Here is a 13,766-nt window from a genome sequence, read left to right as displayed (position 1 = left end):
CCCATTGCCCACAGGTGTCGACATACGCGACGAACCGGAGGGGTCCGGATCGGCGCGACCCGGCAGAGATGCCGGTGTATCCACCGCCCTGAGCGCGGATGAAGTTGCAGGCAACGTGGTCGTTAGTACCCGAGCATCGCCTTTGCAGCACAACAAGTTATGAGTGGCGCCGGATCAGCCGCTCTACCGGCCACAATCCCGTGGCTAACCGCCTGACCACAAGTTTCGGTCACTGGCGATTCAATCCAGGTGGAACGGCCTGCCCGCCCGTCCACCGCAACGGCGCGCGAAGTCAGCAGTAACGACCTCGCACGTACAGCACGTTGGAGGCAGACAATGAAACTTTCGATGCTGTTGTGGTTAGCGTCCGTGCTACCCCAGCCCCTCGCGGACCAGACCTGCCTGGCCACGACGGTTTATCTCGAGGCACGCAGTGAGTCGACCATTGGCCAATACGCCGTGGCCGAAGTTGCCCTTCGTCGTCGCGACCGCGGCACATGGGGCGATAGCGTTTGCGAAGTGGTGAAATCACCGCGTCAATTTGCGTTGACCACTACCGCAAGCACGTTCGAAGTGACCGACCTCAACTCCTTTACCAAGGCATGGAAGATTGCTGGTGATTCGATCAGCAACTGGAGCCTGCCAAAGGGAGAGCGCACGGTGTACGTGCCACAAGCGGATCACTTCGCCACACTGGCAGTGACCACCACATGGTCAACCAAACGCGTAAAAACCATCGGCGATCACGCCTTCTACGCTGTCAGCAACTAACCCCACCCAAAACCATAAAAAAAGGCCCTCGCAAGAGGGCCTTTTCATTTGGACATCCAAACGTCTATTTGTCAGAGACGGTAGACGAGGTTGTTGCGGATCTGCACGTAGTCGCCCGGGCGAACCTGCGGATCGGCAGCCTGCGTCACCGTGGCATAGCGACCATCATCAAGCTTGACGGTGACCTGCCATACGATATCGGGACCGCCGTTGTTCTTGCCGACCTGGTTGCCAATGGCACCACCCGCCACCGCGCCAGCCACGGTGGTCAGCGCCTTGCCGCTGCCACCGCCGAACTGGTTGCCGATCACGCCACCGGCAATACCGCCAATGACCATGCCGAGCGGCGATGCTTCCTTCTGCGTCTGTACCTGACGCACATCACTCACCACACCACACTGCTCGCAGCGATTGGACGCGCCGCTGTAAACCACTTGGCGTTGCGGTGGCGTCTCACATCCTGAAAGAAGCGCTAAAACCGAAACCAGTCCTGCAACAGCCAAATGTCTAAGCAATGTCTGCATGGCGTGAATCCTCAGTGAGCGTCGGAAACGGCTACCACACCTTCCTGTACTTGCAGCCTGTCACCCGGATCGTGATCCATTCGTACAGTGCGGGTCACTCCGTTGTACTCGTAACTCACATCGTACGCCACCACCTGATCACCGCTGCTTCCGGGCGTCGTCGTGCAATGACGCTGGGTCGACTGCTGCGTGGCATTTTCCTGATGGTTCTTCTGGATCTCGTGACCCGCATAGCCGCCGCCGACCGCGCCGGCAACCGTGGCCAAGGTGCGACCCTTGCCGCCACCCACCTGGTTGCCCAACAGACCGCCAGCCACGGCACCAATGGCCGTTCCTGCAATCTGGTGCGTGTCCTGCACCGGCTTGTGCGTGGTTACCACTTCGTCATGGCACACCTGCTGCGGCGCACTCGCGGCGCCACGCACCGGCGTCACGCTGACAACGCGGGCGTACTTGGCACCATCGGGACCACCCTGTTGTGCCATGGCGCCTACGCCGCCATCGGCATTCGCATCACGATTGCAGGCCGAAAGACCAAATACCAAGAATCCGGCGAAACCGACATGCAGCGCCGAAACGACCAACCTGTTCATAATGCTCTCCTGTCTGGGCAGCGGCGCACCCCGCATCCGCTTGAATCCGATCCCAGTACATTCATTGAACCGCTGGGTCACTGAATGTTCGCTTAGATCGAAGCCGCCCATTTTTTCAAATTCAGGACACTCAATACTGTGCTCGAACTCACCGACAGCCATGCGCACATCGATGATGCGAGCTTCGCGCCCGATCTGGGCGCCGTGTTTCAGCGCGCCAGCGACGCGGGTGTGCGCCATATCGTGGTGCCGGCCATCGACGTTGCGTCGTGGCCCCGGATCGAAGCCATTTGCCGCGAATACACGCATGCGCACCCGGCGTACGGCCTGCACCCCATCTATCTTGACCAGCATCGCCCCGAACACCTTGACGAACTTCGCGCCTGGCTTCAGACGCACTCGGCGGTTGCCGTTGGCGAGATCGGTCTTGACTATTTTCTTCCCGAACTGGATGTCGAACGGCAGCGCGACTATTTCAAGCAGCAACTGCGCGTTGCACGCGATTTTGACCTTCCCGTGATCGTGCACGCGCGACGCGCGGTGGACGAGGTCACCTCCACCATGCGCCGCATCGGCGGGCTGCGTGGCGTGGTGCACAGCTTTTCCGGCAGCCTGCAGCAAGCGGAACGACTGTGGGAGCTGGGCTTCCATCTGGGGCTGGGCGGCCCTGTGACGCACGAACGCGCACAACGACTTCGTCACATCGTCGCGACCATGCCTGTCGAACGATTGCTGCTCGAAACCGATGCACCGGACCAACCTGGCGCCTGCCATCGCGGCGAGCGCAACGAGCCGGCGAATATCGTCGAAGTGCTCAATGTGATCGCCGAGCTGCGTGGCGAGAGCCCCGAAAGCCTGGCAGCCGCAACGACGCGCAACGCCCGCGAACTCTTCGGCATTCTCTGAGCCAGACTTTCTGACCCTTGCAGTCCATTAATGCAGGGTGCTAGCCTAATTACTTCACTGGCGAAATATCCTTTGATGAAATGAAGTGCATGCCCGAGTGCCTCGCCCACATGGACGAGGGGATTGGCCGAGTGAGCAAGAACTTCCCCGACCTTCCTGTGCAGGAAGTCGTGCTGACGCGCCTGTTGCTGCTGGTGGGCGGCAATCTGCTCGCGGAACTCGAGCGCAACCTCAAGCCCCATGGTCTCAACGACAGCGACTTCCGTACGCTGATGATGATCTACGCCAGCCCCACGGGCAGCGCCACGCCGACGGAGTTGTGCGAGTACGCGCAACAAGGGCCCACCAACATGACGCGCATTGCCAATGCGCTCGTGAAAGCGGGCCTGATCACACGTGCGCCCAGCGCCGAGGATCGGCGCCGCATCGTGCTCAGCATCACCGCGGCTGGCAAACGCATGGTGCGAAAGATTCTTCCGCCCCTGTTTCCCAACGTGCACGGCGCCTTCGCGTCACTCAGTGCGAGCGACAAGCGCACGCTTGATCGCCTGCTTCGCCGCATCGCCGTCAACATCGATTCGATCACTCAACCGGACACTGGTCCATGACTCCACACCGCCCCTTCCCTCACGGAATCGGCCGTCGCGCGCTGCTCGCCTGCGCCGTCGCGCTTGCCGTGGCGGGCTGCTCCATTCCCGCCAAGCTGCATCGACCTGCCGTTCGCGACGATGTTCCGCTGGCCGGCCTCACCACCGGTCATCGCGCCGGCTGGCCGGACACCGATTGGTGGAAGCAGTACAACGATCCGCAGCTCAACCAGCTGATCGACCTGGCCATGAAGGATTCGCCGGATATCGCGCAGGCACGTTCGCGCGTGGAATCGGCGCAGCAGAACATTCGCGCCACCACCGCACAGGCGGGCCTCAGCGTGAACGGCAGTGCGCAGGTCGAACGCCAGCGCCTGAGTGAAACCGGCCTGATTCCGCCGCAGTTCCTGGGTTTCACCTGGTACAACCAGGGCGACATCGGCGTGCAGGCGCAGTACGACTTCGACTTCTGGGGCAAGAAGCACGACACCATCGAAGCGGCCGTGGACCAGGCGCATGCGGCCGAAGCGCAGCACAGCGCGGCGGCCATCGCCATCCAGATCAACGTGGCGGACACCTATTTCGGCTGGCTGGCCGATCAGGCGCGCATTGTCATTGCCAGGCAGGCCGTACAGACGGCCGAACAGCTTGAGCAGATTGCCGCCTTGCGCGTGAAGCAAGGCGTGGATCGCCCGGATACCGTGCAGTCGGCGAAAGCGCAGACTGCGTCCGCCCGCCAGATGCTGGTGACCATCGAAAGCTCCGCGCATATCCGCGAAGCCGCCCTGGCCAGCCTGTGCGGCGTGTCACCAGCACAGCTTCCGGCGATGCAGCCGCGTGCCCTGCCCGGCGTCACGACGGGCTTGCCCGACAATGTTGGCGTCGACCTGATCGCACGCCGCCCCGACATCGCCGCCAGCCTGTGGCAGGTGGAAGCCGCGCTGCGGCAGACCGATGTCGCGCGCGCCGAGTTCTTCCCCGACATCAGCATCAGTGCGATGGCCGGCCTGTCCAGTATCGACCTGGACAAGATGTTCAACAGCGGCAGCCGCGTGTTCGGCCTGACGCCCGCCATCCACCTGCCGATTTTCACCGGCGGTTTGCTGGAAGCGAATTACGGCGTAAGCAAGGCACAGCTCGATGCCGCCGTCGCGCAGTACAACAGCACCGTACTTACGGCGGCCCGCGACGTCGCGACGCAAAGCCTTACCGCGGACCAGATCGAAGCTCGCCGCAAGGAGCAGGCTCGCCAAATTGCCGCCAACCAGCAGCTGTTCGCCACGGCGCAGTCGCGCGTACAGCGTGGCGTCACCGATCGCCGCGAGACGCTCAGTGCGCAGGCGCAGCTGTTGCAGCAACAGGACGGCGACGTGAGCCTGCAGGCGCAGGCGCTGTCCACCGATATTTCGCTGATCAAGGCCCTCGGCGGCGGCTATCGCACCAGCCTGCCCGAGCAAGCCTCCAGCGATCATCCCTCTTCCCCTTTGAACCTTTCCGGAGACGCCCCGAATGAGCGCCACTGATTCCGACGTCAAGAAGAACAACGATAAAAAGAACGGCAACGGTGACGACAGCGGCATGGCGGCGAAGGACCCTGCCAAGCGCCGTCGCGCCCTGCTGATCGTCGCCACCGTATTCATCCTCGCGGGTGCGGCGTGGCTGCTGCTGTGGCTGTTCGTGTTCTCCACCCGCGAGAAGACCGACAACGCCTACGTCAACGGCAACCAGGTGGCTATTTCCGCCCAGGTGCCCGGCATCGTGGTGGCCATCCTGGCGGATGACACGCAGCGCGTGGAAGCGGGCCAGGTGCTGGTGAAGCTGGACAACACCGATGCGGACGTTCGCCTGCAACAGGCCAGCAGCTCGCTCGCCCAGGCCGTACGCCAGGTGCGCCAGCAGACGGCCTCGGCGACCAGTGCCGATGCCCAGGTGGCCAAGGCACGCGTTGACCTGAAGAAGGCCGAGGCCGATCTTGCGCGCAGCGCACCGCTGGTCGCCGCGCAGGCCGAAGCACCGCAGAACGTGCAGCACCTGCGTGATGCCGTGGACCAGGCACGCGCCTCGCTCGATGCCGCGGTCGCCCAGGCGACGGCTTCGCGTGCCGCCATCGAAGGCACGCAGATCGCCAACAACCCGGCCGTGGAACAGGCTCGCGCGAACTTCCGTTCGGCATGGATCGCCTCCCAGCGCAACAACATCTACTCGCCGGTGACCGGCTACGTGGCCCAGCGCAGCGTGCAGGTGGGCAACAGCGTGCAGCCCGGCCAGCAGATGATGGCCGTGGTGCCGCTGCATAACCTCTGGGTGGATGCGAACTTCAAGGAAAACCAGCTGCGCCACATCCGTGTGGGCCAGCCCGCGAAGATCGAGGCCGACGTGTACGGCGGCAGCGCCGAATTCCACGGCAAGGTGGTGGGCCTTGGCGCAGGCACCGGCAGCGTGTTCTCCCTGCTGCCCGCACAGAACGCCACGGGCAACTGGATCAAGGTGGTGCAACGCGTGCCGGTGCGCATTGCGCTGGACGACAGCGAACTGGACAAGCACCCGCTGCGCGTGGGCCTGTCCACCGATGTCACCGTCGATATCACCGATGACAAGGGTCCGATGAATGCAGCGGTCGGCAATGGCCAGCCCATTGCGCAGACGACCGTGTACGACCAGATGGCCGCCAAGGCCGACGAAGAGGCCGAGAAGATCATCCAGGCCAACCTCAGCCAGCGCGACGCGAACTGACGACTAGACGGACACGTCGCCATGGCCGATCAATCCAACGAAGAAGAAAAGACCGCCGAAGGCTTGTCGCCTTTGCACGGCACGGCGCTGGTCCTGCTGACCATCGCCGTCGCGTTCAGCACCTTCATGGAGGTGCTGGACATGACCATCGTGAACGTCGCGGTGCCCCACATTGCGGGCAGCCTCGGCGTGAGCGCCAACGAAGGCACCTGGACCATCAGTTCGTACTCGCTGGCCAGCGCCATCATGCAGCCGCTGACCGGCTGGATTGCGCGGCGATTTGGCGAAGTGAAGACGTTCGTCGTTTCCGTGGGCCTGTTCGTCGTGTTCTCCATGATGTGCGGCCTGGCCACGTCGATGCCGATGCTGGTGTTTGCCCGCCTGATGCAGGGCGCGGGTTCGGGCCCGATGGTGGCGTTGTCGCTGACGCTGCTGCTGGCGAGTTACCCGAAGGCCAAGCAAGGCATTGCGCTGGCGCTGTGGGCCATGACCGTGGTCGTGGCGCCGATCTTCGGCCCCATCCTCGGTGGCTGGCTCACGGACAACTTCTCCTGGCCGTGGATCTTCTACATCAACCTGCCGGTGGGTATCGCCGCAGGCGTGATCACCTGGACGTTGCTGCGCAAACGCGAAACCAAGACCTTCCAGTCGCCCATCGACGTGGTCGGCCTGGTGCTGCTGGTGGCGGGCGTGGGCTGCCTGCAGTTCATGCTGGACAACGGCAACGACCACGACTGGTTTGCCTCGCCCATGATCACCACGCTGGGCATCACGGCGCTGGTATGCCTCGTCTTCCTGGTGGTGTGGGAGTTGCACGCCAAGCATCCCGTGGTGGATCTGGCGCTGTTCAAGCAACGCAACTTCACCGCGGGCGTCATCGCGCTGTCGCTGGGCATGTTCGCCTTCTTCGGCATCAACGTGGTGTTCCCGTTGTGGCTGCAGACCACGCTGGGCTACACGGCTACCTGGGCGGGCCTGGCGACGGCGCCGGTGGGCATCCTGGCCTTCCTGTTGTCGCCCATCATCGGCCGCAACATGCAGAAGCTGGAGCTGCGCGGGGTGGTCACGTTCGCCTTCGTGGTATTCGCGGCGACCTCGTACTGGTTCTCCACGTTCGACAGCTCGGCGTCCTTCTCCACGCTGATATTGCCGCGCTTCGTCATGGGCATCGCCATCCCCTGCTTCTTCATCCCGCTCAACCAGATCTACCTGTCGGGATTGCCGCCTGAGGAGATTGCCAGCGCCAGCGGCCTGGCCAACTTCTTCCGAACGCTGGGTTCCAGCGTGTCCACGGCGGTGACGGTGACGCTTTGGCAGCACCGTGGCATTGAGCACCACGCCACCCTGACCGAAAGCGTGAACAGCGCCAGCCAGCCGGCCACGCAGATCATTGGCCAGCTCACCCATGCGGGTAACGGGCAACAACAGGCGTTGGGCATCGTGGATCAGCTGGTGAACCGCGAAGCGCTGACGCTGGCCGTGAACGACATCTTCCTGCTGTGCGCCATCCTGTTCATCGTGCTGATCCCGGTGATCTGGCTGGCCAAACCGCCGTTTGGCTCTGCGGGCGGCGCCGTGGGCCACTAAGCGCTACCGCCTTTGTGCCGGATTGTCCGCAATCCGGCACAAATCGGCATAAACATGCATGTAGTTGATCTAACAGGAATTGCTGCAACTGACCAGTGCAGCAATTAATACCAGTTGGGCGACTGGTGCGCCGCAATACCTTCTGCTAGTTTGTGTGCATGGCACAAACGATCCGCACCATCAAGAAGTATCCGAACCGTCGGCTCTACGACACGGAAATCTCCAGCTACATCACGCTGGAAGAGGTCCGTCAGTTGGTGCTGGACGGAGAAACCTTCGAAGTCCGTGACGCCAAGAGCGGTGAGGACCTCACCCGCTCCGTCCTGTTGCAGATCATCTCCGAGCACGAGGAAAAGGGGCAGCCGATGCTGTCTCCCCAGCTGCTCAGTCAGATCATCCGCTTCTACGGCGACTCGTTGCAGGGCTTCATGGGCCCGTACCTGGAACGCAGCCTGCAGGTCTTCCTGGACCAGCAGCAGCAGTTCCGTACGCAGCTCAACACCATGCTGGGCCAGACGCCGTGGTCGATGCTCAACGACCTGACCGAGCGCAACATGGAAGCGTGGCGCAACATGCAGCGCGGCCTGATGGATACGGCCACGCAATCTCATACGTCGCGCGGCCCGACCACCAAGAAGCCGGGCTGATTCCTTGCGGCCGGCGCCACGCCGGTCGCCCTTCCGTCTCACTCACCGCTGCAGCACAACACGTGCTGCCCTGCGGCATGTGCACGAGTCTTTCACATGAGCGCCAACACCCACGCACCGCGTGTCGCCCTGGTCACCGGCGGCATCGGCGGACTCGGCACGGAAATCTGTCGCCAACTGGCCGAAGCGGGTCGCCAGGTGATCGCCGTCGACTTGTCCGGACGCGAGGAAAGGCTCGACGCGTTCCGCCACGAACTGGCCGATCTCAACGGTGCGGTGAAGTTCGAGCACGCCGACGTCAGCCAGTTTGAAAGCTGCGCTGAGCTGGTCCAGCGCGTCGAGGCGCAGCACGGCGCGGTGGATATCCTTGTGAACGCGGCCGGCATCACCCGCGACACCAGCCTGCGCAAGATGACGCCGCAGCAATGGCACGAGCTGATGCGCGTGAATCTGGACGGCGTCTTCAACATGTGCCGCAACGTGGTCGAGGGCATGAGCGCGCGCGGCTTCGGTCGCATCGTCAACCTCAGCTCGGTCAACGGCCAGACCGGCCAGTTCGGCCAGACCAACTACTCCGCCGCCAAGGCCGGCGTGCATGGCTTCGGCATGGCACTCGCTCGCGAAACCGCGCGCAAGGGCATCACAGTGAACACCGTCTCGCCCGGCTATTGCGACACCGCGCTGGTGGCCGCCGTGCCGCAGGACATTCGCGAGCAGATCATCGCGGACATTCCGGTTGGCCGTCTGGGGTCGCCGGGCGATATTGCCCGCGCCGTGGCGTTTCTCACCGCGGACGATGCCGGCTACATCACGGGCGCCAACCTGCCGGTCAACGGCGGGTATTTCATGAGTTTCTGAATGTGGCCGGATAAGTCGCTCACCTGCGGCGAGCTGCAAGTCGCCGCCTGCAGCGGCTGTAAAGAGTCAGTTGGGATAGGCAGCGCTCCCGCTCTTACTATTTACTATTGACCATTGGCAGCCGCCAAAGGGCGGCGACTCACCCATCGAGACTCCATGGCGAAGCACATCACCCTCATTGGCGGCGGTCTGGTTGGCGCCTTGCTGGCGCAGCAATTGGCCGGGCGCGGTTTCGCCGTCGACGTGTTCGAAAAGCGCCCTGACCCGCGCATTGCCGGTTTCACCGGCGGACGATCCATCAATCTCGCCCTTGCCGAACGCGGCCTGCAGGCGCTGCGCGAAGCGGGCCTGGCCGATGACGTGCTGCAGCGCGCCGTGATGATGCGCGGCCGCATGGTGCACACGCGCGACGGGCGTTCCGGCCTGCAGCGCTATGGCGTGGACGACAGCGAAGTCATCTGGTCCGTATCGCGTGGCGCGCTCAACATGCTGCTGCTGGATGCGGCCGAAGCGGCAGGTGTGAATTTTCATTTCGGCCAGTCGCTGGCCAGTGCGGATTTCGATGGCCACCGCATTCGCCTGGTCGACGAACAGGGCGTCTCGCGCGAACTCGACGCACCGGTCATCATCGGTGCCGACGGCGCCGGCTCCGCCTTGCGCGCCGCGATGAACGCGTACTCCCCGCTGGGCGAGCGCGTGGAATCGCTGGGGCATGGCTACAAGGAGCTGGAAATTCCACCGGCGGGCGGCCTTGCCGCCGACCTTGTGGGGCTCAGCGGCGGCCACGACCAATTCGCCCTGGAGCCGCATGCGCTGCATATCTGGCCGCGCGGCGGCTACATGTGCATCGCGCTGCCCAACACCGAAGGCAGCTTCACCGTCACGCTGTTCCTGCCGGCCCACGGCGCGCATCCAAGCTTCGATACCATCGCCGATTCAACGCGGGCACGTGCGTTCTTCGAAGACGATTTCCCCGACCTGCTGCCGCTGATTCCGGACTTTGCCAACGATTACGACAACCATCCGGTCGGCACGCTTTCCACGCATTATCTCGACCGCTGGCAGCTGGACGGCCGCGCCCTGCTGGTGGGCGATGCGGCGCACGCCATCGTGCCGTTCCACGGCCAGGGCATGAACTGCGGCTTCGAGGACACCGTGGTGCTGGCGTCGCTGCTGGCCGAATCGCCCGATGACACCGCCGACGTGTTTGCCGAGTTCCAGCGCATTCGCCAACCCAACAGCGATGCCATCGCCGCCATGGCGCTGGAAAACTACATCGAGATGCGCGACTCGGTTGCCGACCCGCACTACCTGGCCAAACGCGCACTGGGCGCTTTGCTTGCCGAGCGTGCACCCGAACATTTCATGGCGCGCTATCGCATGGTGACCTTCACGCACCTGCCTTACTCGTACGCCTACGAACGCGGGCGCGCACAGGACGTCTTGCTGGATCAATTGCTGCGCGGCTCCGCCGATGCCACCTCGGTCGATCTGAACGCCGCCATCGCCGCATTGCGGGCCACGTTGCCTGCCCTGCCCGACCTGCGGCATGGATGAAACCCTGCTCGCCGCGTACCGGGCCACCGCGTATCGGGTGCGCCTGGCGCGGGGCGGCTGGGCCACCATCCGCATCGGGCAGCCGTTGCCCCCGGTGCTCGATGCGCTGACCAGGCAGCTGCCTTGGGGGTTCATCACGGCCTGGAATCCTCGCTCACAGCCTGCTTCGCTGATGGAAAACCGCTCCGCCCTGCGCAACATGCTCACGGCACTCCGCGCCCTGCCAGACGTCGCGCTGATCCAGCCCGCCGTGGGCGTCGCCACCACGCCGCCATGGCGAGAGCCGAGCCTATGGGTGGTCGGGCCCGGTACCGGTGAATGCGATGCACTGGCGGTCCGCTTCGGGCAGCTCGGCTACATCCACGGCGGATCCGATGGCCTCGCCACGCTGCGACTTACCGGGCTCGCTTAAGCGCTTATTCAAAGACTTGCATTGACACCCATGTCCCTCACCGTCATTCCGGCGAAAGCGGGAGGTCCTTTTCAACAGCCCCAAGGGCTGGTCGTCCAGTGACTTTTGCTCGTCAAAGCAGCCCCAAAGGCGCTGGATTCCCGCGAAAGCGGGAATGACGGTGAGTGGTTAGCAACTCTCTGGCAAGACTTTGACCAAGCCTCCAGAACGCCGGGCGCCCTTCCCCCCGAAACCCACACCACCCTTTGGCGTCACCCCGCCGCATGGACAAGCCCGCCGGGCTTTGCGGACAATCGACCGATGACTGCACCCGACGCCGTCGCCCCGCCTCTCCTGGAGGCTCGGGCGCTCTCCTTCTACCGCCAGGACGAACCCGTGTTCGGCCCGCTGGATTTCTCCCTCCACGAGGGCGAAGTGGCGTTGGTGGAAGGCGACAACGGCAGCGGCAAAACCACCTTGCTGCGCATCCTCGCCGGATTGCTGCACATCGACGAGGGCACGCTCACGTGGCGCGGAAAACCGTGGCGGCGCGAGGAGCATCTCGGCGACACCTTGTTCCTCGGCCATCACCTCGGCTTGAAAGCCGATCTCACCGCGCGGGAGAACCTCGTCGTTGCGGCAGGCCTCTACGGCACGCGTGACGGTCGCTCGGTGGACAACGTGCTGGCCGACATCGGCCTGGCCGGTTATGAAGACGAACCCACCCGGCGTCTCTCCGCCGGCCAGAAAAAGCGCGCCGCGCTGGCCGGCCTGCTGCTGCTTCCCGCTACGCTCTGGCTGCTGGACGAGCCCTACGCCAATCTCGACCGCATCGGCATCGACATGGTGAACCGCCTGCTCGAACAGCATGCCGCCGAAGGCGGTGCAGCCTTGGTGACCAGCCACGGCGCGGTGAGCTTTCTCCACGGCGAACCCAAACGGGTACGCATGCACGTATGAGTCACGCGCCGCTCGTATCCGCCTGCGCCGCCGTGCTGCGCCGCGACCTCACCCTGGCCTGGCGTCGTCGTGGCGACATCGTCATGCCGGTGCTCTACGCACTCATCGTCATCACGCTGTTCCCGTTCGCGCTGGGGCCGGAAGATGCCCTGCTCCAGCGCATCGCCGGTGGCGCGGTGCTGGTGACCATGTTGCTGGCCATGCTGCTGGCGCTGGATGCCATGTTCCGCAGCGATATCGAAGACGGATCGCTGGAACAACTCATCCTTTCACCCCAGCCGCTGGCACTCATGCTCGGCATGAAAATTCTCGCGCACTGGATCACCACGGCTTTGCCGCTCATCGTCATCGCGCCCCTGCTGGCCGGCATGCTGCATTTGCCGACGGCGGTGATGCCGGTGCTGGTCTACGCGCTACTGCTGTCTACGCCCCTGCTGAGCCTGCTTGGCGCCGTGCTGGTGGCGCTGACGGCTGGCACGCGACGCTCTGGTATGCTCCTGGCGCTGATGCTGCTGCCGCTGTGCGTACCCGTGGTGATCTTTGCCGCAGGCGCTGTCGCCGCGGCTCAACAAGGGCTGCCGTGGCTTGCGCCCATTGCCTGGCTGGGGGCCGCGTTGGTTATGGCCCTGGTATTGGCTCCGCTCGCCTGTGCTGCCGCCCTCCGCATCGCTCTGGACGCATAGACAGGTTCTCATGGCCAACTGGATCCCACTCTGGGTTCACAAGCTCAGCTCGCCGCCGAACTTCTACCGCTTTGCCGGCATCGTACGGCCTTGGGCGTTGGGACTTGCGCTGATCACTGGCGCCATCGCGCTGTACGGCGGCCTGGTGCTGGCGCCCGCCGATTACCAGCAGGGCGATGCCTATCGCATCATCTTCATCCACGTGCCATGCGCATGGATGAGCCTGTTCTGCTACGGCATGATGGCCGTGGCCTCGTTCATCTCGCTGGTGTGGCGCATCAAGCTGGCCGAAGTGGTGGCGATGGAATCGGCGCCCATCGGCGCGGCATTCACCTTCATCACGCTGGTCACCGGTTCCCTGTGGGGCAAGCCGATGTGGGGCACGTGGTGGACGTGGGATGCGCGCCTTACCTCCGAGCTCGTGCTGCTGTTTCTCTACCTCGGCGTGATCGGCCTGTACCACTCGTTCGAAGACCGCCGCCAGGGCGCGCGCGCCGCGGCGTTCCTCGCCCTCATCGGCATCATCAACGTGCCGATCGTGCATTTCTCGGTGAACTGGTGGAACACGCTGCACCAGGGTTCCACCATTCGCATCCTCGGTCCGTCGAAGATCAGCGGCGCCATGCTGTGGCCGTTGCTCACCATGATGGCCGCCACCAAGTTCTATTACATCGCCAGCCTGTTCGGTCGCGTGCGCACGGATCTGCTGTCGATGGAGAGTGGCAAGGATTGGGTCAAGCAGATCGCTGAAGCGGAGGGCCGCGCATGAGCGCGTTCTTCGCGATGGGTGGCTACGCCATGTACGTGTGGCCAGCCTATGCCGTGTTCTTCATCGTCCTTATCGCCGACTATGTGAACCCGTGGCTGCGCCGTCGTCGCAACCTGCGCGAGTTGCGTGGGCGCATGGCGCGCCAGGCCGCGCGCCAGCAACGCAACCCGTCCGCGCCGTAAGGCACACTGAGAACCTCA

The 13,766-nt window shown here is 63.9% G+C and carries 16 protein-coding genes; 14 read left to right on the top strand and 2 right to left on the bottom strand.

The annotated features are described in order from the left end of the window. The first annotated feature begins 336 nt into the window (after positions 1-336). Positions 337-771, top strand: a complete 435-nt coding sequence (locus DK366_RS12785) for a cell wall hydrolase (protein WP_198651541.1) — start codon at positions 337-339, stop codon at positions 769-771. Positions 772-842: 71 nt separating this feature from the next. On the opposite strand, the gene DK366_RS12780 is transcribed toward DK366_RS12785, so the two are convergent. Continuing rightward, positions 843-1,151: a glycine zipper 2TM domain-containing protein gene (locus tag DK366_RS12780; RefSeq protein WP_232821031.1), complete on the bottom strand. Its 309-nt coding sequence runs from the start codon at positions 1,149-1,151 to the stop codon at positions 843-845. A gap of 155 nt (positions 1,152-1,306) precedes the next feature. Next, the gene (locus DK366_RS12775) at positions 1,307-1,888 is read right to left on the bottom strand and encodes a glycine zipper 2TM domain-containing protein (protein WP_109125939.1); all 582 of its coding nucleotides are present in this window, start codon (positions 1,886-1,888) and stop codon (positions 1,307-1,309) included. A gap of 138 nt (positions 1,889-2,026) precedes the next feature. Here DK366_RS12775 and DK366_RS12770 point away from each other — a divergent pair, with 138 nt between their 5' ends. The 13 genes from DK366_RS12770 to ccmD all read left to right on the top strand — a co-directional run bounded on the left by DK366_RS12770 (position 2,027) and on the right by ccmD (position 13,748). Continuing rightward, positions 2,027-2,794: a TatD family hydrolase gene (locus DK366_RS12770; protein ID WP_109125938.1), complete on the top strand. Its 768-nt coding sequence runs from the start codon at positions 2,027-2,029 to the stop codon at positions 2,792-2,794. Between the two features lie 131 nt (positions 2,795-2,925). After that, positions 2,926-3,402 (top strand): MarR family transcriptional regulator, encoded by a 477-nt coding sequence (locus tag DK366_RS12765; RefSeq protein WP_232821030.1) that lies wholly within the window; start codon positions 2,926-2,928, stop codon positions 3,400-3,402. Beyond that, complete coding sequence (locus DK366_RS12760; protein ID WP_109125936.1) at positions 3,399-4,904, top strand: efflux transporter outer membrane subunit; 1,506 nt, start codon at positions 3,399-3,401, stop codon at positions 4,902-4,904. The genes DK366_RS12765 and DK366_RS12760 overlap by 4 nt, the downstream gene beginning before the upstream one ends. Continuing rightward, positions 4,891-6,114, top strand: a complete 1,224-nt coding sequence (locus DK366_RS12755; RefSeq protein ID WP_109125935.1) for an efflux RND transporter periplasmic adaptor subunit — start codon at positions 4,891-4,893, stop codon at positions 6,112-6,114. Before DK366_RS12760 ends, DK366_RS12755 begins: the two co-directional genes overlap by 14 nt. Positions 6,115-6,135: 21 nt before the next feature. Then, complete coding sequence (locus DK366_RS12750) at positions 6,136-7,701, top strand: DHA2 family efflux MFS transporter permease subunit (RefSeq protein WP_109125934.1); 1,566 nt, start codon at positions 6,136-6,138, stop codon at positions 7,699-7,701. A gap of 158 nt (positions 7,702-7,859) precedes the next feature. Further along, positions 7,860-8,348: a polyhydroxyalkanoate synthesis repressor PhaR gene (phaR, locus tag DK366_RS12745; RefSeq protein WP_109125933.1), complete on the top strand. Its 489-nt coding sequence runs from the start codon at positions 7,860-7,862 to the stop codon at positions 8,346-8,348. A 96-nt stretch (positions 8,349-8,444) separates the two neighbouring features. Next, complete coding sequence (gene phbB, locus DK366_RS12740) at positions 8,445-9,206, top strand: acetoacetyl-CoA reductase (protein ID WP_109125932.1); 762 nt, start codon at positions 8,445-8,447, stop codon at positions 9,204-9,206. A gap of 156 nt (positions 9,207-9,362) precedes the next feature. Beyond that, positions 9,363-10,763, top strand: coding sequence for an NAD(P)/FAD-dependent oxidoreductase (locus DK366_RS12735; protein ID WP_109125931.1), 1,401 nt, complete (start codon positions 9,363-9,365; stop codon positions 10,761-10,763). Then, complete coding sequence (locus tag DK366_RS12730) at positions 10,756-11,175, top strand: DUF3293 domain-containing protein (protein WP_109125930.1); 420 nt, start codon at positions 10,756-10,758, stop codon at positions 11,173-11,175. Before DK366_RS12735 ends, DK366_RS12730 begins: the two co-directional genes overlap by 8 nt. 300 nt (positions 11,176-11,475) lie before the next feature. After that, positions 11,476-12,114 (top strand): cytochrome c biogenesis heme-transporting ATPase CcmA, encoded by a 639-nt coding sequence (gene ccmA / locus DK366_RS12725; protein ID WP_109125929.1) that lies wholly within the window; start codon positions 11,476-11,478, stop codon positions 12,112-12,114. Next, entirely contained in the window at positions 12,111-12,797 is a 687-nt protein-coding gene (ccmB, locus tag DK366_RS12720) for a heme exporter protein CcmB (RefSeq protein ID WP_109125928.1), read from the top strand. The genes ccmA and ccmB overlap by 4 nt, the downstream gene beginning before the upstream one ends. Before the next feature lie 10 nt (positions 12,798-12,807). After that, the gene (locus DK366_RS12715; RefSeq protein ID WP_109125927.1) at positions 12,808-13,566 is read left to right on the top strand and encodes a heme ABC transporter permease; all 759 of its coding nucleotides are present in this window, start codon (positions 12,808-12,810) and stop codon (positions 13,564-13,566) included. Continuing rightward, a complete protein-coding gene (gene ccmD, locus DK366_RS12710; protein WP_109125926.1) occupies positions 13,563-13,748 on the top strand; it encodes a heme exporter protein CcmD in 186 nt (61 codons plus the stop codon). The genes DK366_RS12715 and ccmD overlap by 4 nt, the downstream gene beginning before the upstream one ends. Positions 13,749-13,766 lie beyond the last annotated feature (18 nt).

The sequence above is a fragment of the Dyella sp. C11 genome, from assembly GCF_003121485.1.
In the GTDB taxonomy this organism is placed as follows: Bacteria; Pseudomonadota; Gammaproteobacteria; order Xanthomonadales; family Rhodanobacteraceae; genus Dyella.
This window is presented reverse-complemented; position numbering and strand designations above follow the sequence as displayed.

Bases quoted from the DNA above. Each gene is read 5' to 3' on its own strand.
- DK366_RS12785 (WP_198651541.1), top strand. From the start codon at position 337: ATGAAACTTTCGATGCTGTTGTGGTTAGCGTCCGTGCTACCCCAGCCC.
- DK366_RS12775 (WP_109125939.1), bottom strand. From the start codon at position 1,888: ATGAACAGGTTGGTCGTTTCGGCGCTGCATGTCGGTTTCGCCGGATTC.
- DK366_RS12760 (WP_109125936.1), top strand. From the start codon at position 3,399: ATGACTCCACACCGCCCCTTCCCTCACGGAATCGGCCGTCGCGCGCTG.
- DK366_RS12755 (WP_109125935.1), top strand. From the start codon at position 4,891: ATGAGCGCCACTGATTCCGACGTCAAGAAGAACAACGATAAAAAGAAC.
- DK366_RS12750 (WP_109125934.1), top strand. From the start codon at position 6,136: ATGGCCGATCAATCCAACGAAGAAGAAAAGACCGCCGAAGGCTTGTCG.
- phaR (WP_109125933.1), top strand. From the start codon at position 7,860: ATGGCACAAACGATCCGCACCATCAAGAAGTATCCGAACCGTCGGCTC.
- phbB (WP_109125932.1), top strand. From the start codon at position 8,445: ATGAGCGCCAACACCCACGCACCGCGTGTCGCCCTGGTCACCGGCGGC.
- DK366_RS12735 (WP_109125931.1), top strand. From the start codon at position 9,363: ATGGCGAAGCACATCACCCTCATTGGCGGCGGTCTGGTTGGCGCCTTG.
- DK366_RS12730 (WP_109125930.1), top strand. From the start codon at position 10,756: ATGGATGAAACCCTGCTCGCCGCGTACCGGGCCACCGCGTATCGGGTG.
- ccmA (WP_109125929.1), top strand. From the start codon at position 11,476: ATGACTGCACCCGACGCCGTCGCCCCGCCTCTCCTGGAGGCTCGGGCG.
- ccmB (WP_109125928.1), top strand. From the start codon at position 12,111: ATGAGTCACGCGCCGCTCGTATCCGCCTGCGCCGCCGTGCTGCGCCGC.
- DK366_RS12715 (WP_109125927.1), top strand. From the start codon at position 12,808: ATGGCCAACTGGATCCCACTCTGGGTTCACAAGCTCAGCTCGCCGCCG.
- ccmD (WP_109125926.1), top strand. From the start codon at position 13,563: ATGAGCGCGTTCTTCGCGATGGGTGGCTACGCCATGTACGTGTGGCCA.